The sequence below is a fragment of the Kitasatospora sp. NPDC056800 genome (assembly GCF_042789775.1).
Taxonomy (GTDB): domain Bacteria; phylum Actinomycetota; class Actinomycetes; order Streptomycetales; family Streptomycetaceae; genus Kitasatospora.
In genome coordinates this window covers 1-20,849 of record NZ_JBHUAL010000065.1, presented here as the reverse complement: position 1 = coordinate 20,849, position 20,849 = coordinate 1, and the positions used below count along the sequence as shown (strand labels likewise).

Annotated in this window: 21 protein-coding genes; 5 read left to right on the top strand and 16 right to left on the bottom strand. The window is 73.9% G+C overall.

The features are described from left to right. The first annotated feature begins 27 nt into the window (after window positions 1–27). Window positions 28–678, top strand: a complete 651-nt coding sequence (locus tag ACFRQN_RS16925) for a TetR-like C-terminal domain-containing protein (RefSeq protein WP_380741028.1) — start codon at window positions 28–30, stop codon at window positions 676–678. Here ACFRQN_RS16925 and ACFRQN_RS16920 read toward each other — a convergent pair. The 5 genes from ACFRQN_RS16920 to ACFRQN_RS16900 all read right to left on the bottom strand — a co-directional run bounded on the left by ACFRQN_RS16920 (window position 630) and on the right by ACFRQN_RS16900 (window position 4,932). Then, on the bottom strand, window positions 630–1,058 hold the full coding sequence (locus ACFRQN_RS16920; RefSeq protein WP_380741027.1) for a DUF6879 family protein: 429 nt from the start codon (window positions 1,056–1,058) through the stop codon (window positions 630–632). The two genes, ACFRQN_RS16925 and ACFRQN_RS16920, sit on opposite strands and share 49 nt — an antisense overlap. Before the next feature lie 198 nt (window positions 1,059–1,256). Continuing rightward, on the bottom strand, window positions 1,257–1,526 hold the full coding sequence (locus ACFRQN_RS16915; protein WP_380741026.1) for a hypothetical protein: 270 nt from the start codon (window positions 1,524–1,526) through the stop codon (window positions 1,257–1,259). 177 nt (window positions 1,527–1,703) lie between these two features. Continuing rightward, window positions 1,704–2,360 carry a LuxR C-terminal-related transcriptional regulator gene (locus ACFRQN_RS16910; RefSeq protein ID WP_380741025.1) on the bottom strand — a complete coding sequence of 219 codons (657 nt, stop codon included), beginning with the start codon at window positions 2,358–2,360 and terminating at the stop codon, window positions 1,704–1,706. Then, window positions 2,324–3,670, bottom strand: a complete 1,347-nt coding sequence (locus tag ACFRQN_RS16905; protein ID WP_380741024.1) for a sensor histidine kinase — start codon at window positions 3,668–3,670, stop codon at window positions 2,324–2,326. Before ACFRQN_RS16905 ends, ACFRQN_RS16910 begins: the two co-directional genes overlap by 37 nt. Before the next feature lie 674 nt (window positions 3,671–4,344). After that, complete coding sequence (locus tag ACFRQN_RS16900) at window positions 4,345–4,932, bottom strand: restriction endonuclease (RefSeq protein ID WP_380741023.1); 588 nt, start codon at window positions 4,930–4,932, stop codon at window positions 4,345–4,347. Window positions 4,933–5,344: 412 nt separating this feature from the next. Here ACFRQN_RS16900 and ACFRQN_RS16895 point away from each other — a divergent pair, with 412 nt between their 5' ends. Next, entirely contained in the window at window positions 5,345–5,785 is a 441-nt protein-coding gene (locus ACFRQN_RS16895; protein WP_380741022.1) for a hypothetical protein, read from the top strand. Between the two features lie 48 nt (window positions 5,786–5,833). Here the strand turns inward: ACFRQN_RS16895 and ACFRQN_RS16890 are convergent, their stop codons facing one another. The 8 genes from ACFRQN_RS16890 to ACFRQN_RS16855 form a co-directional block, all read right to left on the bottom strand. Next, window positions 5,834–6,274, bottom strand: a complete 441-nt coding sequence (locus tag ACFRQN_RS16890) for an SRPBCC family protein (RefSeq protein WP_049650946.1) — start codon at window positions 6,272–6,274, stop codon at window positions 5,834–5,836. A gap of 145 nt (window positions 6,275–6,419) precedes the next feature. Further along, window positions 6,420–7,349, bottom strand: coding sequence for a DUF5133 domain-containing protein (locus ACFRQN_RS16885; RefSeq protein ID WP_241853195.1), 930 nt, complete (start codon window positions 7,347–7,349; stop codon window positions 6,420–6,422). A 100-nt stretch (window positions 7,350–7,449) separates the two neighbouring features. After that, window positions 7,450–8,421, bottom strand: a complete 972-nt coding sequence (locus tag ACFRQN_RS16880) for a SigB/SigF/SigG family RNA polymerase sigma factor (protein ID WP_380741021.1) — start codon at window positions 8,419–8,421, stop codon at window positions 7,450–7,452. 262 nt (window positions 8,422–8,683) lie between these two features. Further along, a complete protein-coding gene (locus tag ACFRQN_RS16875; RefSeq protein WP_380741020.1) occupies window positions 8,684–10,426 on the bottom strand; it encodes a multicopper oxidase family protein in 1,743 nt (580 codons plus the stop codon). A gap of 83 nt (window positions 10,427–10,509) precedes the next feature. Next, window positions 10,510–11,736: an ABC transporter ATP-binding protein gene (locus ACFRQN_RS16870; RefSeq protein WP_380741019.1), complete on the bottom strand. Its 1,227-nt coding sequence runs from the start codon at window positions 11,734–11,736 to the stop codon at window positions 10,510–10,512. Between the two features lie 75 nt (window positions 11,737–11,811). Further along, window positions 11,812–12,645, bottom strand: a complete 834-nt coding sequence (locus tag ACFRQN_RS16865) for a carbohydrate ABC transporter permease (protein WP_117486835.1) — start codon at window positions 12,643–12,645, stop codon at window positions 11,812–11,814. Beyond that, window positions 12,642–13,493 (bottom strand): carbohydrate ABC transporter permease, encoded by an 852-nt coding sequence (locus ACFRQN_RS16860; RefSeq protein ID WP_380741040.1) that lies wholly within the window; start codon window positions 13,491–13,493, stop codon window positions 12,642–12,644. Before ACFRQN_RS16860 ends, ACFRQN_RS16865 begins: the two co-directional genes overlap by 4 nt. Window positions 13,494–13,630: 137 nt before the next feature. Continuing rightward, the gene (locus ACFRQN_RS16855) at window positions 13,631–14,908 is read right to left on the bottom strand and encodes an ABC transporter substrate-binding protein (RefSeq protein ID WP_380741018.1); all 1,278 of its coding nucleotides are present in this window, start codon (window positions 14,906–14,908) and stop codon (window positions 13,631–13,633) included. Window positions 14,909–15,182: 274 nt separating this feature from the next. Here ACFRQN_RS16855 and ACFRQN_RS16850 point away from each other — a divergent pair, with 274 nt between their 5' ends. Next, window positions 15,183–16,031 (top strand): universal stress protein, encoded by an 849-nt coding sequence (locus ACFRQN_RS16850; RefSeq protein WP_117486836.1) that lies wholly within the window; start codon window positions 15,183–15,185, stop codon window positions 16,029–16,031. 73 nt (window positions 16,032–16,104) lie between these two features. Next, window positions 16,105–16,668, top strand: coding sequence for a YbaK/EbsC family protein (locus ACFRQN_RS16845; protein ID WP_049656611.1), 564 nt, complete (start codon window positions 16,105–16,107; stop codon window positions 16,666–16,668). 22 nt (window positions 16,669–16,690) lie between these two features. Here the strand turns inward: ACFRQN_RS16845 and ACFRQN_RS16840 are convergent, their stop codons facing one another. Genes ACFRQN_RS16840 through ACFRQN_RS16830 form a run of 3 tightly spaced genes read right to left on the bottom strand, consistent with a single transcriptional unit; the run spans window position 16,691 to window position 19,676 of the window. After that, window positions 16,691–17,542 (bottom strand): ABC transporter ATP-binding protein, encoded by an 852-nt coding sequence (locus ACFRQN_RS16840; RefSeq protein ID WP_380741017.1) that lies wholly within the window; start codon window positions 17,540–17,542, stop codon window positions 16,691–16,693. Beyond that, entirely contained in the window at window positions 17,539–18,657 is a 1,119-nt protein-coding gene (locus ACFRQN_RS16835; RefSeq protein ID WP_380741016.1) for a FecCD family ABC transporter permease, read from the bottom strand. The genes ACFRQN_RS16840 and ACFRQN_RS16835 overlap by 4 nt, the downstream gene beginning before the upstream one ends. A gap of 20 nt (window positions 18,658–18,677) precedes the next feature. Beyond that, window positions 18,678–19,676 (bottom strand): FecCD family ABC transporter permease, encoded by a 999-nt coding sequence (locus ACFRQN_RS16830; RefSeq protein ID WP_380741015.1) that lies wholly within the window; start codon window positions 19,674–19,676, stop codon window positions 18,678–18,680. Window positions 19,677–19,766: 90 nt separating this feature from the next. Between ACFRQN_RS16830 and ACFRQN_RS16825 the strand changes: the two genes are divergently transcribed. After that, window positions 19,767–20,729 (top strand): ABC transporter substrate-binding protein, encoded by a 963-nt coding sequence (locus ACFRQN_RS16825; RefSeq protein WP_380741014.1) that lies wholly within the window; start codon window positions 19,767–19,769, stop codon window positions 20,727–20,729. The last annotated feature ends 120 nt before the right edge of the window (window positions 20,730–20,849 follow it).

The window sequence follows — 20,849 nt, the reverse complement described above, 5'->3', positions numbered from 1 at the left end:
GCGTTCCGCCTGATGTAGGTTCGGGGCATGCCCAGCACCCCCGCGCCCCGGCCGGCCTCCGACACCCCCGCGGCCCCCGACGCCGCCACGCCCCCCGCACGCCGGACACCTGGCGGGCCGGTGCTCCAGGACTCCGTGACCGAGGCGATCGCGGCCGCCTTCTTCGAGGAACTGGCGGCCGTCGGCTACGCCCGGCTCTCCCTGGAGACGGTCGCCAAGCGGGCCGGGGCGGGCAAGGCCGCCATCTACCGCCGCTGGCCGTCCAAGCTCGACATGACCGTCGCCCTGATCCGCGCCGTGGCCGTGGACGCCTCCGAGATCAAGGACACCGGCACCCTGCGCGGCGACGTCCTCGCCTTCCTCACCGCGACCGCGGACGCGCTGCGCCACCCGCTCCCGGCGAAGATCATCCCCGACCTGCTCGCCGAAGCCGTCCGCACCCCCGAACTCGCACAGGTGCTGCTGACCGCCGTCCGCGACCCCCGCCGCAGCAAGGCCACGGACCTACTGGAACGAGCGGTCGACCGCGGCGAACTCCCCGCCGACCTCGACCGCGAACTCGCCCTCGACCTCCTCGCCGGCCCGCTGTACTGGCGCCTCGCCGTCGTCCACACGACGACCGCCCCCGACTACCTCGACCGCCTCACCGACAAGCTCCTCGCCGCCATCGCCGCCTGACCGCCGATACACCGTCGAGGCGCTCGCACACCAGACCCGCACCGGCCCCCGAACCACCAGCGGCCGTGTGCGGCTTCACGTTCGAAGTACGCCAGAACGTCCTCGCCCACCCGGTGGAGATCCGCGAGATATCCCTCCCACCGGAGGACGAGATCGGGATCGGTGTACCTGATCGCACCGGCCGGAATTCCCGCCTCCGAATACCGCACCTGATAGAGCGTACGGCCACCGAGAACGACGATTTCCGGCAGCTGTCCGAATTCCTCGGAATCGGCCATTTCCACGGCGTCGACCATACGGACGCGCTCCCCGCATTCGGCTCGGATCCGCAGCGAGTGCAGCTGCCAGCGCAGGTAGTCCGTCCACGGCCGCTCGACCACCCGCACCCGGTGGAAGAAGGACCGCCGCGCCGGGCGGCCTCCCAGCTCGGACTGCCCTGCTCCTCGAAGTACTGGCGACGCTCCAACTTCCACGAGTCCCGGCCGCGGATCAGCGCGTCCCGCTCGCGGAAGTCACGCTTGTAGTCGTCCCGGGCGAGGAGCTCGCCCCACTCGGGCCGCAGCTCGGGGGCGTTCCGATCAGGCATCCGGGATGTCCGCCTTCGCCGTGCTCACCATGAAGCCGGGGATGACGACGAGCCGCTCACCCGGGCCCAGGACGACGCCTTCGGGGAGCCGCCCGCGGTAGTCCTCCGTGAGATCGCGACCGATGACGGCGACATCGCCGTTCGAGAGCTGCCAGATGTCCGGGCATTCGTCCTTTCCGTCGGACGATCCCAGTTCCTTGGCAGATTTCCCGAGGCGTTTCTGCAACGAAGCGGAAGGATCGGCTTCCCATCGGCGAGCCATGCCTGCCCCCATTGGTATTGCTCTCGGCGCGGAACCATGGTTGCCGCATCTTACACCTGATGGAGAGTCGGGAGAATGTTCAGTACATTCGCCATGTACTCCTAAATGATCACCATCGCGGGCACATCGGTCCCCTGCGTGACAGAGACTCCGGGCACGTGGGCGTCGCACGCCGCCTCAGGGCGTGCGCGTCCCGTCGAGGTAGGCGAGGACGGCGAGGACGCGGCGGTTGTCGTCGTCGGAGGCGCCGAGGTTGAGCTTGGCGAAGATGTTGGAGGTGTGCTTGCTGACGGCGCCCTCGCTGAAGTGCAGCCGTTGGGCGATGGCGGCGTTGGAGCGGCCTTCGGCCATCATGGCGAGGACGTCGCGTTCGCGCGGGGTGAGGAGGGCGAGGGGCTGGTCGTCGGCGTTGCGGGCGAGGAGGCGGGAGATGACCTGGGGGTCCATCACGGTGCCGCCGGCGGCGACGGTGTGGACGGCGTCGACGAACTGGTCGGCCTTGGAGACGCGGTCCTTGAGGAGGTAGCCGACGCCACCGGTGCCGTCGGCGATCAGCTCCCGCGCGTAGAGCTGTTCGACGTGCTGGGAGAGGACGAGGACCGGCAGGCCGGGCCGTTGGCGGCGGGCGGCGAGCGCGACCTGGAGGCCCTCGTCGGTGTATGTGGGGGGCAGGCGGACGTCGACCACCGCGATGTCGGGGCGGTGTTCGGCGATGGCGGCGGCCAGTTCGGGGCCGCTCTCCACCGCTGCGACGATCTCGTGCCCGTGGGCACTGAGCAGCAGGGAGAGGCCGTCCCTCAGCAGGACGAGGTCCTCGGCGAGGACAACACGCACGGTAGCTCCATGATCAGCCTGGTCGGACCCCCCGGGGGGCTGGTCAGCGTGAGCGTACCGTCGAACGCGGCCAGTCTGCGCCGGATGCCCCGCAGGCCGCTGCCCCCGTCGGGGTCGGCGCCGCCGCGGCCGTCGTCGGTGACTTCGGCGCGGAGCAGTCCGGCGGCGTGGGTGAGGTACACGGTGGCGTGCCGGGCTTCGCCGTGCTTGACGGCGTTGGTGAGCGCCTCGCTGACGGCGAAGTAGACCGCCGACTCCACCGGCGCCTCGGCCCGTCCGGGCAGTTCGGCCCGGACCTCGACCTTCAGCGGGACGTCCAGTGCCAGCGCCCGTACGCCTTCGGCGAGGCCGCGTTCGGCGAGCACCGGCGGGTGGATGCCGCGGACCAGGTCGCGCAGTTCCTGGAGGGCCTGGGTGACGTTCTCCTGGGCGTCCGTCGCCACCTGCTTCGCCTGGCCCGGGTCGCGGTCGACCAGTGCCGCGACCGCGCCGAGGCGCAGGCTCACCGCGACCAGTCGGGCCTGCGCGCCGTCGTGCAGGTCCCGTTCGATCCGGCGCAGTTCGGCGGCCTGGGCCTCGGTGGCGTCCAGCCGGATCTCGGTGAGCTGCTCGACCCGCCGGGCGAGCCGGGAGCGTTCGGTGGGGCCGAGGAGGGCTCGGGTCCACCGGCCGTGCAGGCGCAGCGCGGGCCGGGCGAGGGCGAGTCCGGCGGCGATCGGCACCGGGCCGAGGAGGCCGAGGAGCAGCGCGACCGGGCCGCCGAACGGCAGGTCGTACGGCAACGGCGCCTGGACCATCCCGTACAGGCCGGCGCCGACCAGCAGCACGGGCGCGGCCGCGATGCCGCCGCCGACCAGCGGGTCGGCGAGCACCCAGAGGACGTCGCGCCAGGTCGCCGGGTCGGTCCAGAGCCAGCGGACGTCGAGGGACATGCCGGCGAACCAGCGGTTCCGGTGGTAGTCGTGGCCGGTCCAGTACCAGCCGTGGAGGGTGCGTTCCAGGGCCGGGCGCGGCCGGTACGGCGGCGGTACGGGCACCTGCGACCAGTGGCCGGCCGCCCACCGGGCGGCTCCGGCGGCGGAGCGGACCATCCGGGTGGCGGTCGGGAAGAACGGGAAGATCCCGAGGCAGCCCCAGATCACGAACGACAGCAGGAAGGCCGTCGTCAGCCCCACCCCGACCGGTATCAGCAGCGTGAAGGCGGCGAGCCGCCCGAGCGCCCGTACGGCGGCGCGCAGCTCGCGCGCGGCGCCGCGACCCGGTTCGGCGGTGTCCGGCTCACGGGCGGCTGGGGTCTGCGGGCTGCTCACGGGGCCTCCGGTCGGATTCGGTCGTACGGGCCGTTCATGATCGCAGCCGTCCGCTCGCACGTCCCCCCGGGCACCACCCCCCGCTGACCGCGAGTCAGCCGGCACGCCCCCAGCACGAACCCGACCGCCGACGGCAGGTATCGGGCCAGGAACCAGCTCCGGTTGGCCGGCGCGAAGACCGACCTCCCAGCGCCACCGCGCCCCGAACCGCTTGCGCAACCCCGACAGCCGCAACACCGGAGTCCCTGCCCCGCGCGCACCGTTCCGTACACCTCGCCCTCCCCGCATCACCACGCCCGCCCGCAACCTCGGACGGCACGCGCTCAACGCTAGGGACGGCGGCGCGACGGCAGAATCCACCTGCACCCCGGCCAGGGGTGGGGCTGGACCCACCCCGCCCCCAGCCCGCCGCCGACGCTGAGGACCACTCAACGGCGAAACGGGCTTGGCCTGATCAAGGAAAGCGCGACTGAATCGAAGCTCGCGGCCGCCGACACCTCTGAGCACAGTTCGACGTGTGGTCCCTCAGCGGGATCTCGCCTCGCCCCCCGAGGGAGCTCCGTCAGGGATGGTCCGGGTCGGTGACGAACTCACGGTCCTCGTCAGCGAGGTCGACCGGCAGCGCCGCCGCCTCCTGCTCTCCCCGGCAGGCCTCGAACGCGGGAGCCGGTGACTCACACCCAGGGTGCCCCGCCCCGACCGTCCGCCCACAGGGCGAGCGCCCGCTGGTCGACGGCGCGGATGCCGACCTGGGCGCAGAACGCGGCGGCGGCCTTGGTGAAGGAGCTGGTCGTCACCACGGCGGCCAGGTCGCAGTGGTGCACATCGCGGTAGGTGCCGTTGACCTTCTGGACGTCCTGGGAGCCGACGAACGTCCTGGGCCCGTACCGCTTGGCCTGGATGAGGATCCGCTGCCCGGCGGGGGTGGTGGCGAGGACGTCCGCCGCGAGGTCGCCGGCCCCGCCGACCACCTTCACCTTCGTGCAGCCGTCCCGGCGGCACAGGTCGGCCAGCGCGTGCTCGAAGGCCTTCGGGGTCATCGCCAGGAACGGCCCGATGTGCCGCAGTCGGGCGGTCCGCGCGTCCAGTTCCCGCTGCCGGGCCCGCACCCGCGAGCGCAGCACGGCGGCGCCCGCTCCCGCGCCGACGATGAGGAACGCGGCGACCAGCAGCAGGTGTTGGGCCAGCCACTGGACCACCAGCGTGCCCAGCACGACCGCGACCAGTGCGGCCGCCCCCAGCAGCGGCGTGTTCTGCTTCAACCGGCGGGCGACGGTCGACCGACGTCGCCGAACAGGCCTACGGGCCACGGCACTCCCCCTCACGCCACGGTGTCCGGACGAGCCTAGGAGCAGCCGTCCCCGTACGCCCGCGATCCGGACGAACTCCTGCGCCTGGGCGGCCGAGTTGACCGGATTTCGGCATCGGCGGCCGAACCGTCCCCTTCAGTGGCTGCCCCCGTGCCTGCGGGGAGGACGCCCTCCGACCTGCACCGCACTACAGCCTTTGCCATTTCTTGACTATGCTGCGGTGCCGAGGCCGCCGGGTCGGGCGGCGTCATGGGACGTGCCCGTCGCGCGGTCGTGCCATGCCTCCAGTGGCGATGGACCGCTGCGGTCCGGGCTCCCCGGGCGTCGCAGTACAGAACACCGAACTCCCGGAAGGCTCCCCACCATGACCGCTCTCTCCTGGCTGTCGCGGGCTGCGACGACCGTGCTGCTGATCCTGGAGACGGTGGCGGTGGTGATGTTCTTCTGCATCGCGGTCCCGTTGTTCTACAACGGGATCGGGTTCGAGGACGAGGTGGCGCCGAAGCCGCAGTGGGTGCCGTACGTGATGGGGGCCGCCGGGTTCGCGATGGCCGGGGTCAACGCGTTGGCGGTGCGCGGGGTCTGGCGCCCGCGGCCCGGCTGGAGGCTCCTGGCGGCGACGGCCGGGGTGCAGGTGCTGCTGCTGGCGTTCACCGCGCTGTCGGGCGAGTACCTGTTCGGGATCTTCGCGGTGGCGGCGCTGCCTGCACTGGGCTCGGTGGCCGCGTTCGCGCACTGGAGCGGCCTCCGCCGAGCCGACGCGATGGCCGACGCGGGAACCGATGCGATGGCCGACGCGGGCTGACGGGGCCGCCGCGGGCCGACGGAAGCCGCACGGGCCGACGGGGCCGGCTCACCCCGCCCCGCCCCTCCCCCGCGCGCGTTCCTCGACGTACTCCTTGAACCGCCTCAGGTCCCCTTTCACCCGCCGGTCGACCTCGCCCCGGACGTCGGCGGCCTTCTCCCCCGGGCCCGCGGGCCGGAGGTCGACGGCGAGGGTGACCCGGGTGTGGCCCGGGTCGAGCCGCCGGAAGGTCACCACCTCCTTCCGCTCGGCCTCGCCGTCCATGCCCCGCCAGGCGATCAGCTCCTCCGGTTCCTGGTCGACGATCTCGGTGTCGAACTCGCGGGTGACGCCGTCGATGCTGGTCTGCCAGTGGTTGTGGCGGCTGTCGAGCCGGCTCACCGAGTCGACGCCCTCCATGAAGCGCGGGAACTCCTCGGCGAGCGTCCACTGGTTGTAGGCGGCGTGCAGGGGGACGGCCACGTCCACGGATTCCTTCACCATGCTCATGACGACCTCCTCGTACGGCGCGGCCGGGGCCTTCCCGCCCGTCTGCGCGCGCCCGTCTGCACGCCTTCCGCCCCCCTTCCTGTACGCCTGCCCGTCCGGCACCGGTGCAACCGTCCGGCACCGGTGCAACCGTCCCGCGCCCGGGCTACGAGCCGCCCCGCTCGCCGGGCGCGGTGCGCGGCCGGTCGCCGTCGGCGAGGTGCCGGGCCACCGTGGCGAGGTCGGTGCCCAGTCGCTGGGCGGCTCCGACCAGCAGGCTCAGCGCGGCGTGCGGGGTGACGTCGAACCGCTCGGCGGTGAGGCCGATGGCCAGGCCGGTGGCGTGCCGGCGGTCGAGCAGGTCGGCCACGGCCCGGGACAGCGCGAAGCGGTCGAGGGCGGCCGACGCCTGGAGGGCGAGCACCTCCACCAGCCCGAGGGCCGGTGTGCCGGGGTCGACCGGGGTGCGCAGGTAGGCGCTGAACACGGTGCAGCCGTGCGGGTGGGTGCGCAGGTGCGCGCCGGCCACGGCCCGTACGCCGCAGCGCCGGGCGCGGTCGGCGAACCGGTCCGGCCGGCCGGGGTCGAGCCGGACGACGATCTGGCCCTCGCCCTGGCGGCGGAGCCGGGGCAGCGGGCCGGCGTCCGCCCCGCTCTGGGCGCGTTCGAGGGCGAGCAGGTAGGACGGGGTCGCCGCGAAGGTCTCGACCGAGCCGTCGTCGTGCCAGGTGCTCACGGCGGCGCCCACACAGTCCGGGACGGTGACCCTGGTCAGCTGCACCACGTCGTGCAGGCTGGGGAGGGGCGCGGCCCGTACCCGCTCGCGGGCCGCGAGGTCGCCGAGTTCGGCGAGGAGCGCCGCCCGGGCCCGGTCGGTCGCCGGGGCTCCGGCCGCCGCCCCGCCGCCGTCGGCCGGGCCCTGACGGGCCAGCAGCATGCGGGCCCGGGCGACCGCGCGGACGGCGTCGGCCTCGCCCGTGTAGATGCCGATCGTGTAGCAGACGTCGCGCAACCGCTGCCGGGCCTCCGGCGAGCTCGACGGGGACAGGGCCTCGTACTCCGCGACCAGTCGGCCGAGGGCAGCGACATCCACCATGGGCATGAGCACCTCCGTGTGTTTACGGAAAGTATGCGCCGATCACGCAGCGAAACCGCATCCCGGGTCCCCGCCCCGCACGTCGGCCCGCCCCACCGCCTCAGCCGGTGCCCTCGCGCCCGCCGCCGGAACCGCTCCCGGGCCCGCCGTCAAGCCCGCCCCCGGAAGCGACGGCCTCCGGCTCCCCATCACCCCACCCGGGCGCGTCCCGGTCCTCCAGTTCCTCGCGCAGCCAGGCCAGGGTGGCACTGAGCAGCCGGGAGACGTGCATCTGGGAGACGCCGATCCGGTCCGCTATCCGGGACTGGGTGCACCCGTCCCAGAACCGCAGCTTGAGGACGGTCTGCTCGCGCTCCGGCAGGCGGGCCAGCAGCGGGCGGACGGCGGTGCGGAAGTCGGCGAGTTCGATGCCGGGGTCGCAGCCGCCGAGCCGGTCGAGCAGGGCGCTGCCGGTCTCGTCGGTGTCCTGGTCGCGCAGCGCGTCCAGGGAGTTGGGGCGGTAGACCCGGCCCGCCAGCAGCCCCTCGGTGGCCTGTTCGACGGTGAGGTGCAGGTCCTCGGCGATCTCCTCGGGCCGCGGCAGCCGGCCGAGCTCCTGCTCCAGGCGGTCGGAGTCGCGGGCGACGGACAGGTACAGCTCCTGCATGCTGCGCGGGACGCGCACCGGCCAGGAGGTGTCGCGGAAGAACCGCTTGATCTCGCCGGTGATGGTGGGGATCGCGTAGGTGACGAACTCGACGCCGCGCCGCGGGTCGTAGCCGTCGACGGCCTTGATCAGGCCGATCGTGCCGACCTGGAGGATGTCCTCCATGTCCTCGGCCCGGTGGCGGAAGCGGGCGGCGATGAAGCGCACCAGCGGCATGTTGAGCTCGATGATCGTGCCGCGGACGTAGCTGTAGGCGCGGGTCTCCCGGACCAGCCCGGCCAGCCGCTCGAACAGCGCGTCGCTCAGCTCCCGCGCCTCGGACTTCCCCATGCGGCGGAGTTCGGCCGCCGTGGGCCGTCGCGGGAGGTCGGGCGGCAGGCCCGAGGGGGCCGCTTCCCAGCCGGCTGTTTCCAGGTGGACGGACACGTGATCGCTCCTGGGCGCCGGGGTGAGCGCCCGGCGCCACGTACGGCCCGCACCTCGTGCGGCGTGTCACGGACTTCTCCCCCGGGACCCGTGCCCGGCCACTGCGGGCGCGGCCCCGGTGGCACCGGCCCCGGCGGCACCGCCCGAGGTGCTGGAGCAGCCGGAATCGCACGGCCGCTGTACGACTGGTTCTACCCCGGGATCCGGCTCCGAACGCACGTTCCAGGAGCTTTCCTGCGCCGCCGCCGGCGCCCGGCAGCGCTCAGTGATCGAGCGGACGGGGCCGGCCAGGCCACCCCGGCCACCCGGGCTGCTGGGGCCACCCAGGCCATCCGGCCGGCTCCGGCCGTCGCGGCCGGACGTACTCGACCAGCTGCATCATCCCGAGGTCCTCGTGCTGCAGCTGGTGGCAGTGCAGGACGGTGCGGCCGGTGAAGTCCTCGTACTTGACCAGGAGGGTGACGGTGTCGCCCGGCTTGCCGCCGGTCAGGTCGACGGTGTCCTGCCACACCGGCGGGTCGAGCCGTTCCCCGTTGCGGTGGGTGACGAGGACGTGGTTGGTGTGCAGGTGGAAGGGGTGGTGGAAGATCGGCATGGTCTCGTCGGTGTGGATGGTCCATCGTTCGACGGTGCCGAGTTCCAGGGTGTGGTTGACGTACTCGGGGTCGAACAGGCCGTAGGCGGGGTCGCGGGTGAGGTCGCCGCCGGGGTCGGCCGCGGGGGTCGGGTGGCTGCCGAGGACGCGGTAGGCGTTGGGGAACGGCTGGGCGAAGACCTTCGGGTCGACGTGGAAGACCACCCTGCGGTCGCCGCCGGGGTTGGCGATGTCCTTCTCGTCGAGGAACGGCATGCCCTGCGGCAGCGAGGTCGGCAGCTCCATGGGCGGCTGGACGGCCTCCCCCGCCACCTCGATCGTCATCAGCGGGACGGGCACGCCCTTGGCCCGCAGTTCGTACGTCCCGGCCTCGCCGCCCCGGACCAGCACGTCGGCGCGGTTGCCCACGCCCAGCGGGACCACCTCGGTGGCGACCGGCGCGGGGAAGGTCACGCCGTCCATGGCGATCTGGTGCAGCGTCAACTTCCCTTCCCCATCAGTGACCTGGAGCGAGAGGGCGGTGAACGCGGTCGCCGCGACCAGGCGCCAGCGCTGGACCTCGCCGGGGCGCAGCACGAGGACGGGGTTGACCTCGCCGTTGACGGTGAAGGTGGGCGGGACGGCGGCCAGGGCGTCGCCGGAGGTGAAGTCGGGGACCCTGCCGCCCTTGAGCCGGAGTTCGTTGATGCAGACGACCAGGTCGGCGGCGGCCTTGATCTGCGGCACCTCGTCGACGTCGCCCTCGATGACGATGACCCCGGCCATCCCTCCGGCGATCTGTTCGGCGGTGGCCCCGTGCGCGTGCGGGTGGTACCAGTACGTCCCGGCCGGATGGTCGGCCGGGATCTGGACGGTGGTCAGGTACCGCGGCTCCGGGGCGCCGGCCGCGGCCTCGTCGGCGGTGCGCGGCGGGAACGCGCGCAGGATGTTGTCGGCGCGCCCGGACGGCGAGACGTGCAGGCCGTGGGTGTGCAGGTTGAAGGTGTTCAGGCGGTGCGGCCGGTTGTGGCCGCCGTGGTGCGCCGGGCCTGACATCCCGGGCATCCCAGACATCCCGGCCGGGCCGGCCGGCTCGGTCGGGTTCGGCGGCAGCCCGTTGACCTGGGTCAGCCACAGCACGTCCCCGGCGCGCGCCCGCAGGGTCGGCCCGGGGATGGTCCCGTTGTAGGTGCGCGTGGTGACCGTCCCGTAGCCCGGGACGGAGAGCGTCGTGAACCGTACGTCGAGCGTCTGCTCGAGCACCGCCGCCGGCCCGCCGGAGGCCGACCGGGCGCGCCGGACGACGGGCTGCGGGAAGGCGGCGGCCGCCACCGCGGGCCGGGCGAGGATCCCGCCGGAGCCGGCCGCGAGGACGGCTCCGGGGACGGCCTTGAGCACCGATCGGCGACTGATTCCGACATTTTCTCCCATAACCGGGCAATGTAAGTCGGGTCCGGTACGGCAACGGTCAGGCACACCGCGCGCCGGCCGGGGGTTGGGCCTTCCGTACCACGCTACGAACGTTCCGGGTGGGTCAGGTTGGCCCCGGTGCGGGGGTCGAAGACGTGGATGCGCGCCGTGTCCACCCGCAGGTCCAGCGGGCCGCCCTCGGCGGCCCGGGTGGCGGGGTTCAGCCGGGCGACCACCCGGTGCTCCCGCATGCCGGTGTCGGCCCGGCCCGAGTCGGCGGCGAGTTCGGCCAGCTCGGCCAGTTCGGCGAGTTCCGCCAGTCCGGCGAGGCCGCCGGGGCCCCGGGCCGCCGCCGGGCCGCCCTCCTCCGCGAAGTGGACGTAGACGTCCGAGCCGACCGACTCCCGGACCTCGACGGTCACGGTGACGGTGACCCCGCCGGCGTGCCCCTCGACCAGGGCCGCGTCCTCGAAGTCCTCGGGGCGGATGCCGACCACCAGTTCGCGCGGCGCGTCCGCGCCCTCCAGGGCGCGCCGGGTGCGGTCGTCCAGCGGCAGGTCGCCCAGCGAGGTGCGCAGGGCGCCGTGCTCCAGCGCGGCGCCGAGGAAGTTCATGCCGGGCGAGCCGATGAACCCGGCGACGAAGAGGTTCACCGGCTCGTCGTACAGCTGCTGCGGCGAGCCGACCTGCTGGACGACGCCGGAGCGCATCACCACCACCCGGTCGCCGAGCGTCATCGCCTCGACCTGGTCGTGGGTGACGTAGACGGTGGTGGTGCCCAGGCGGCGCTGGAGGGCGGCGATCTGGGTGCGCATCTGCACCCGGAGCTTGGCGTCCAGGTTGGACAGCGGCTCGTCCATCAGGAAGACCTTGGGGTCGCGGACGATCGCCCGGCCCATCGCGACCCGCTGGCGCTGCCCCCCGGAGAGGTGGGCGGGCTTGCGGTCGAGGTGCCGGGTGAGGTCGAGGACGCGGGCGGCCTCCTCGACCTTGGCGGCGATGGTCGCCTTGTCGACCTTGGCCAGGCGCAGCGCGAAGCCCATGTTGTCGCGCACGCTCATGTGCGGGTAGAGGGCGTAGCTCTGGAACACCATCGCGATGTCGCGGTCCTTGGGCGCGCGGTCGTTGACCACCTCCCCGGCGATCCGCAGGGTGCCCTCGGTGATGTCCTCCAGCCCGGCGATCATGTTGAGCGTGGTGGACTTGCCGCAGCCGGAGGGGCCGACCAGGATCACGAACTCGCCGTCGGCGATGGTGAGGTCGACGTGGCGCACGGCGAGGGCGCCGTCGGGGTAGCGCTTAGTGATGCCGTCGAGGACGATCTCGGCCACGGTCCGCCTTCCTGGCCCGCCGGGTGGGGCGGGCTCTTCCTGGGAAACCCATCCTGGGAAAACTCGATGTCGGGCTCAGCCCTTGACGGCGCCGGCGGTGAGCCCGGCGACGATGCGGCGCTGGAACAGCAGCACGAAGACCACGATCGGGATCGTGATGATCACCGCGGCCGCCGCGATCGAGCCGGTCGGCTGCTCGAACTGGGAGCTCCCGGTGAAGAAGGCGATCGCGGCCGGTACCGTCCGGGCCGAGGTGGTGGAGGTCAGCGAGATGGCGAACAGGAAGTCGTTCCAGCAGAAGATGAAGACCAGGATGCCGGTGGTGAACACCCCCGGCGCCGCCAGCGGCGCGATGACCAGCCGGAACGCCTGCCACGGCGTGGCGCCGTCCACCTTGGCCGCCTTCTCCAGGTCCCAGGGGATCTCCCGGAAGAACGCCGAGAGCGTGTAGATCGCCAGCGGCAGCGAGAAGGTCATGTACGGGATGATCAGCCCGGGCCAGGTGTCGAACAGGCCCAGCGCCCGCTCGATGCCGAACAGTGGCGAGACGAGCGAGATCGGCGGGAACATCGCGATCAGCAGGGAGACCCCGATCAGCAGCCGCTTGCCGGGGAAGCGCAGCCGGGCCACCGCGTACGCGGCCATGGTGCCGAGCGCGACGGCGACGGTGGTGGCGATCAGCGCGATGCCGATCGAGTTGACCAGGGCCCGGGTGAACTCCGAGGTCTGGAAGATGCCGCGGTAGTTGGCCAGGGTCCACCGGCGGGGCACGAAGGCGCCGTCGGAGAGGGTGCCCGGGTCCTTGAAGGACAGCGCCACGATCCACCACACCGGGAAGAGCGCGTAGAGCACGACCACCAGGTTGGCGATGCCCCAGCCGGTCAGGGCCCGGGCGGGCCGGCCGCTCATCGCCGCTCCGGTTCCGCGCCGGGCGTGGCCGCGCCGAACAGCTTGACGAAGACCAGCGCGATGAGCGCCACGCAGACGAAGATCAGCACCGAGATCGCCGAGCCGATGCCCAGGTTGAGCGCGGTGAAGAGGTTGTCGTAGCCGAGGATCGACACCGAGCCGGTGCCGTTGGAGCCGCTGGTCAGCACGTAGATGTTGTCGAAGATCCGGAAGGCGTCCAGGGTCCGGAAGAGCAGCGCGACCAGGATCGCGGGCTTCATCAGCGGCAGGATCACCAGCCGCAGCCGCTGCCCGGAGCTCGCGCCGTCCACCATCGCCGCCCGGACCGTCTCGTCCGGGACGAGCGCCAGGCCGGCGAGCAGCAGCAGCGCCATGAACGGGGTGGTCTTCCACACCTCCGCGAGGATGATCAGACCGACGGCCGGCCACTGCTCCGTCAGCGGGGCGCTGCCCTCCGGCAGCAGGGCGGCCAGGTAGCCGGTGCCCGGGGTCCACGCGTACTGCCAGGAGTAGGCCGCGACGACGGTGACGATCCCGTACGGCACCAGCACCGCCGTGCGCACCGTCCCCCGCCCGAAGACCGTACGGTGCATCACCAGGGCGAGCGCCAGGCCGAGCACCAGCTCGACGGCCACCGACACCGCGGTGATCAGCACCGTGACACCGAGCGCCTGCCACCAGAACGGCGAGGTCAGCACCGCGCCGTAGTTGGCGAGCCCGACCCAGTGCGCCTGGGCCGGGAAGCGCAGGTCGTAGCGCTGCAGGGACAGGTAGACGGCGTAGCCGATCGGGTAGGCGGTGACGGCGAGCATCACGATCACGGCGGGGGCGCACAGCAGCAGGCCCAGCCGGCTCTCCTGGCGGGCGCCGCGCGAGGGCCCGGCCGGTCCCGGCCCGGCGGCGGCCCCGGCCGCGGCCTCGGCGGACGGTGACCCGGGAACGGACGGTGACCCGGGAGCGGGCGGTGGCCCGGGAACGGGCGGTGTCACGGAATCAGCCCCTTCGAACCGAGGGCGTCCCGGATCTGCCGGCGGAGGTCGGCCACGTCCTTCTCCGGGTGGATGCCGGCGGGCGGGGAGAGGGTGTGCGAGATCGCGATGGAGACGTTCTGGTAGGCCGGGGTCTGCGGCCGCACGCTGGCGGAGTCGAGGGCGGCCAGCACGTCGGCGGCGAACGGGTAGCTGGCGGTCAGCTCGGCCGTCTCGTACAGGCTCCGCAGCGAGGGCGGGAGGCCGCCCTTCAGCGCGTTGGTGAGCTGGTTGTCCCGGTCGCGCAGGCAGAGGGTGGCCTCGGCGGCGAGGTCGGGGTGCCGGCTGTAGGCGCCCACCGCGAGGTCGATCCCGCCGATGGTGACGCTGGCGGGGCGGTCGGCGCTCACCGCGGGGTACGGCGCCCAGCGGAAGTGCGGGAACAGCTCCGGCCGGTTGGCCTTCATCGAGGGGTAGACGAAGGGGTAGTTGAGTTCGAAGGCGGCCGTGCCGGACTCCATCGCGAGCCGGTTCTGGTCCTCCATCTGGTTCGACAGCGAGGGGTTGGCGGCCACCGAGGCCGCCAGGTCGCGCATCACCCCGGCGGCCGTGACGGCGGGCGCCCCGAGCGCGGGCCCCTGGGCGTCGGGGGTGAGGATCGAGCCGCCCGCGCTGGTGACCAGCGTGTTGAACCAGACCGTCAGCCCCTCGTACTGGGCGCCCTGGATCTCCACGAGGTGCGGCTTGCCCTCGCGGTCCAGCTCCCGGGCCTGGGAGAGCATCTCCGCCCAGGTGGCGGGCGGGGTCGGCACCAGGTCGTCGCGGTACCAGAGCAGCTGGGTGTTGGAGTTGTACGGCACGGCGTACAGCCGGTCCCGCCAGGTCGCGGTCCGCACCGCCGCGTCGAGGGTGTCGGCGGTGGCCCGCTCGCGCATCGCCCCGGTCCACTCGCGGATCCAGCCGGCCTCGGCGAACTCGGCGGGCCAGGTGACGTCCAGGCCGAGGACGTCCACGCCGGTGTCGTGCGCCGCCATCCGGCGCACCAGCTGCTGGCGCTGGCCGTCGGCGCCGCGCGGCAGCTTGTTGTAGCGGATCGTGTAGCGGCCGCCGGACTGCTGCCCGCAGCGGTCGGCGGCCTGCTGGAGGGCGCCCGAGTCGTCCGGGAAGTTGTACCAGTTCAGGGTGACCGGGCCGCCGCTCCCACCGTCCCCGCAGCCCACCAGGGCGGCGGCGAGCACGGCCAGTCCGGCGGCGGCGCCCGCCCACCGCGAGCGGAACGTGGGGACCCTCGGCATCGTTCTCCCGGGCTGAAAGGACCGGCTGGGGCGGAGCGCTCGGAACGGCGCGACCGGCACACGGCGGTTCGGCCGACCCTAGCCCGGCGCCCCCGCCCGGCCCGGGCGTGCCGCGCCGCCGCCCGGCCGACCAGCCGGACGGCGGAACCGGGCCCGTCCCGTCACCCACCGCGACCGGCGACGGCTCCGGGAGGCGCCGGTCCGGGCCGGCGCGGATACTGGCCGCACCGAGACCTCCGGGGGCTGGGGCCGCACCGGAACCGAGGAGCACGCCGTGACCGGACCCGTCGTCGTCGGATTCGACGGCTCACCCGAGAGCCTGGCCGCCGCCGCCTGGGCCGCCCACGAGGCGCAGCGCCGCGGCCTGCGCCTGGACGTCCTCCAGGCCTGGCCCCGGCCGAAGCAGATCGCCCCCGGGAGCAGGCCCGGCGACCACTCCGCACTGGCACGACTCGCCGAGCGCGAGCGCGAGTTGCGCACCCTCGCGCCGGAGGTCGAGGTCACCGCCGGCTCCGTGGCCGGCGATCCCGTCGAGGCGCTGGAGGCCGCCGCGCACGGGGCCGCCCTGCTGGTGCTCGGCTCGCGCGGGCTGGGCACCCTGCGCGGCTTCCTGGTCGGCTCGGTGAGCCAGGAGGTGCTGCGCCGGGCGGACTGCCCGGTGGTGCTGATCCGGGCCGGCGGGGACGAACCGGACGGCGCGGTGACGGTCGGCCTCGACCTGGCGCACCCGGCGGACGAGGTGCTGGCCTTCGCCTTCGAGGCCGCCGCGCTCCGTTCGGCGCCGCTGCGCGTGGTGCACGTCTGGTCCCCGCCGGCCGGCAGCGAGTACATGTCCTACGGGGCGATCGGCGGGCTGGAGGGTGAGGTCTCGGCCGTCGAGCACGACGGCCTCGCCCGGGCCCTTGAGCCCTGGCAGGCCCGGCACCCCGAGGTGACGGTGAGCACCGACCTGATCCGCGGCAAGGCCGCCGTCGAGCTGGTGGACGCCGCCGCGACGGCCCGGCTGCTGGTCGTCGGCCGCCGCATCCGGCGGATGCCGCTGCGCCACCACCACCTCGGCCCGGTGGCGCACGCCGCGATCCACCACGTGCACTGCCCGGTCGCCGTCGTCCCGTACGGCTGACCGCGGTCCTCCCGTACGGCCGACGGCAGCCGGGTAGGCCGACCGGGTGGCCGGGCGCGCTACAGTCCGGTCCATGAGTGAGTCCACCGCCCCGCCGTTCGGGAACTTCGCCACCGCCGTACCGGCCTTGGAGCTCGGCGCGGAGCTCGCCGCGCCCGTCGCCGACGCGCTGAAGAACTGGGACGCGCCCGGAGCGGCCGCCTCGGTGCTCTACGTGGACAGCGACCCGGAACAGGCGGACACCGCCGTGTTCTGCGCGGCCTACGACGTGCCGCCGGAGCTCTCCGCGAACTGCGTGGTGGTCGCCGCCAAGCGCGCCGGGGAGGTGACCCTGGCCGGGTGCCTGGCCCTGGCCACCACCCGGGTGGACGTCAACAAGGCGGTGCGCACCCACCTGGGGGCGCGCAAGGCGTCCTTCGCGCCGATGGACACCGCGGTCGAGCTGACCGGCATGGAGTACGGCGGCATCACCCCCGTCGGCCTGCCCGGCGGCTGGCCGCTGCTGATCGACGAGGCGGTGGCCGCGGCCCCGTACGTCCTGGTCGGCAGCGGTCGGCGCCGGGGCAAGCTCATCCTGCCCGGCTGGGCCCTGGCGGAGCTGCCGGGCGCCCTGGTGCTGCCGGGCCTGGCCGGCTGACCGGCTGACCGGCCCGCCGGCGTCAGCGCACCCGGGGGGCGAGGCCGACCGGGCAGACCACCGGGGTGCCGTGCACCGGGTCGGTGAGGATCACGCTCTCCACCCCGTACAGCTCGCGCACCAGCTCCGGGGTGACGATGTCGCGCGGCGCGCCCTGGGCGGCCACCCGGCCGTCGCGCATGGCCACCATGTGGTCGGCGTAGCGGCAGGCGGTGGTCAGGTCGTGCAGGACGAGGACGACGGTGCGGCCGCGCTCGGCCGTCAGGCCGCGCACCATCTCCAGCACCTCCAGCGCGTGGCCCATGTCCAGCGCCGAGGTCGGCTCGTCCAGCATCAGGATGTCGGTGTCCTGGGCGACGGCCATGGCGATCCAGGCGCGCTGGCGCTGGCCGCCGGAGAGGGTGTCCAGCGGGCGGTCGGCCAGCTCGTGCAGGTCGGCGGCGGCGAGCGCGTGCTCGACCGCCTCGGCGTCGGCGGCGGACCACTGCCGCAGCAGGCCCTGGTGCGGCTGGCGGCCGTAGCGGACCAGGTCGCGGACGGTCAGCCCGTCCGGGGCGGTGGCGGACTGCGGCAGCAGGCCGATGATCCGGGCGATGGCGCGGGTGGACAGCGAGGTCAGCGGCTTGCCGTCGAGCAGCACGGCGCCGGAGCGCGGGGCGATGGTCCGGGCGAGGCCGCCGAGCAGGGTGGACTTGCCGCAGCCGTTCGGGCCGACGATGACGGTGACCTGGCGCTGCGGCAGTTCGAGGTCGAGCTCGCGCACCACGATGGTGCGGTCGTGGCCGAGGCTGAGCGCGCTGGTCGCCAGCCGGGGCGCTCCGACCGTGGCCGTCACGGTCCCGGAGGATTCAGCGGTCGCGGGGCGGGCGGTCATGCGGTCCTCCGGGGACGGGTGGTGAGCAGCAGCCAGAGCAGGTACGGGCCGCCCACGACGGCGGTGACCAGGCCGGCCGGCACCTCCAGCGGCGACAGGAGGGTGCGGCCGATCAGGTCGGCGAGCAGGGTGAAGGCGGCTCCGGCGACGGCCGAGGTGAGCACCGGCACGCAGCGCGGTCCGGCGATCCGGCGGGCGGCCTCGGGCGCGGCGAGCGCGATCATGCCGAGCGGTCCGGCGACGGCCACCGCCAGGCCCGCGCAGACCACGGAGACCAGCAGGACGCCGACCCGCAGGCCGCGCACCCGGACGCCCAGCCCGGTGGCGACGGCGTCGGAGAAGCGCAGCAGCGACAGCCGGCGGCCGAGCAGCACGGCGGCGGGCAGGCAGGCCAGCAGGCCGAGTTCGAGGTAGCCGACGGCGTCGGCGTCACGGCTGTTGAGGGTGCCGACCGTCCAGGCGTAGGCGGCGTTGGCGGAGTCGATGGCGGCGCGGGAGAGCATCAGGTTGGTCACCGCGCCGAAGACCGCGCCGATGCCGAGGCCGACGACCAGGAAGCGGTAGCCGTTGCGGCCGGCCCCGCCGCCGAGGGCGAAGGCTATCGAGGCGGCGGTGGCGGCGCCCGCCAGGGCGGCGGCGGAGGGCAGCAGCTGGGTGGCGACGCCGGTGACGGAGGCGACCGCGAAAGCGGTGGCGCCCTCGTTGAAGCCGACGGTGTCCGGGGTGGCCAGCCGGTTCTGGGCGAGGGTCTGCATCAGGCAGCCGGCGACGCCGAGGGCCGCGCCGACGGCCAGTGCGGCCTCGACGCGGGGCAGCCGCAGCTTCTCCACCAGCAGCACGTCACGCGCGGTGCCGTCGCCGAAGGCCGCGCGCAGGGCGGTCACCGGGTCGAGGTTCGTCTCGCCGACGGCCAGGCAGACGGCGGTCACCGCGACCACGGCGAGCAGCAGGACGGTGCAGCCGAGCAGCGGCCGGACCGGGACGAGCACCGAGCGGCCGCCCAGGGCGAGCAGCCGGGTGCCGGGCGGCACGGGCGGCGCCGGCCGCCGGGTCGCGGCCGAGGGGCCGTCGGGTTCCACGGCGTTCTCTGCGGCGTTCTCTGCGGCGGTCTTCACAGGGGCCTTCACGGGGGCCTTCACAGCGCGGGCATTCGGTGCGAGCGGACGACGGCGACCAGCACGGGGGCGCCGCACAGGGCGGTCATCACGCCGAGCGGCATCTCGTACGGGCGGGCGACCAGCCGGGAGGCCACGTCGGCGAGCAGCACGACGGCCGGCCCGAGCAGGGCGGAGACGACGAGCAGCCGGCGCAGGTCCGGGCCGACCAGGGCCCGGGCGGCGAAGGGCACCACCAGGCCGACGAAGGAGACCGGTCCGGCGATCGCGGTGGCGGCGCCGACCAGCAGGGCGACGGCGGTCACCGCGAGGGCGCGGGCCCGGCGGGGCTTGTGGCCGAGGCCGGTGGCGACGTCGTCGCCGAGGCTGAGCGCGGTCAGCGCCGGGCCGGAGAGCAGCGCCAGCACCAGGCCGAGCAGCAGGACCGGCAGTACCACGAGCAGTTGGTCGGTGCCGCGGCCGGCGACCGAGCCGATGGTCCAGAACCGGATCTCGTCGGCGGCCCGGGCGTCGGAGAGCAGCAGCACGGAGGAGCCGGCGTTCATCAGCCCGCTCAGCGCCGCGCCGGCGAGCACCAGCCGGACGGGGTCGTCGCCGGTGCCGCGCAGCCGGGCCGCGCCGAGTGCCAGCAGGCAGCCGGCGCCGGCGCCCAGTACGGCGACGTACGGGCCGACGCTGGCGGCGCTGGCGCCGAGCACGATCGCGATCACGACGGCGAAGGAGGCGCCGGTGCTGACCCCGAGCAGGCCGGGCTCGGCCAGCGGGTTGCGGGCGGCGGCCTGGAGGACGGTGCCGGCCACGCCGAGCGCGAGTCCCACCGCGAGGGCCACCGCGGTGCGCGGGGCGCGCAGGTGGAACACGGTGAACCGGGAGTCGGAGTCGCCGTCACCGAGCAGGGTGGAGAGCGCCCGTGACGGTCCCACGTCGCCCGCGCCGAGCAGCAGGCTCGCCAGTACGGCGAGCAGCAGTATCGCGCCGGCGGGCAGCAGTCCGCGCAGCAGGAGTGATCGGAATGTCACACCGGGCCTCCCCGTCAGGGCCTTACGTATGGTTAGGCTAACCTCAGAAAAACGGTTCGCCCGTAAACTACCATTTCTCGGAGAACACCCATGCTTGGCACCCGCTTTACCAAGACCCTGCTCGGCGCGGCCGTGGTCGGCGCCCTCTCCCTGGGCCTGACCGCGTGCGGCTCCTCGGGGTCCGGCGGGTCCGCGGGTGACTCCGGCTCCTCGTCCACCGCCGCCGCGAAGGGCGGCAAGCGCAGCATCGACACCGCCTTCGGCGCCGTGGAGGTCCCGGCCGAGGCCAAGCGGGTCGTCGCCCTCGGCGACACCTCGCTGGACACCGCCCTCGCGCTCGGCGTCACCCCGGTCGGCACCAGCTCCAGCCGCGGCGGCACCACCGCCCCCGCCTACCTGAAGGCCGACGGCATCCCGCTGGTCGCCACGGTCAAGGAGCCCAACCTCGAGGCGATCCTGAAGGCCACCCCGGACCTCATCCTGGCCTCCTCCGGCATCGAGAAGTCCCAGTACGACAAGCTCTCGGCGGTCGCCCCGACCATCGTCCCCAAGGCCGGCGACTGGCGCGAGGTGCTCGCCGTGTACGGCGACGCGCTCGGCCACAAGGCCGACCTGGCCGCCAAGCTGGACGCCCTGGACAAGCGCGCCGCCAAGGCCGGCGAGGGCAAGAGCGGCAGCGCCGTGGTGATGCGCTGGATGCCCAACGGGCCGATCGTGATGAACACCACCAACATGCCCGGCGACCTGCTGAAGAAGGCCGGCGCCGGCACCATGCCGATCGCCGACGGCCTGGGCGCCCAGCCCCACTCGGACCCGCTGTCCCTGGAGAACCTCAACAAGGCCGACGCCGACCGGGTGTTCGTCGCCACCCTGAACGCCGAGGGCGAGAAGGCCCTGGAGACCGCCCGCAAGCAGGAGGCCTTCACCCGCCTCAAGGCCGTCGGCACCAACCAGCTCATGGGCGTCGACGGCCAGGTGTGGAGCAGCAGCTCCGGCCCGATCGCGGCGGAGAAGGTCGTCGAGGACATCGAGAAGGCCTTCGGCGCGAAGTAGCCGCGCCCGCCGGGGAATTTCCTCCCCCCCCCCGGAGTTCTGAAGGGCCGTAACCGGGGGGGGACTGGTGTAGGCCCAACCGCCGCCGGCGCGGGCCCCCCCCCGGGTCGGCCGTGGCGG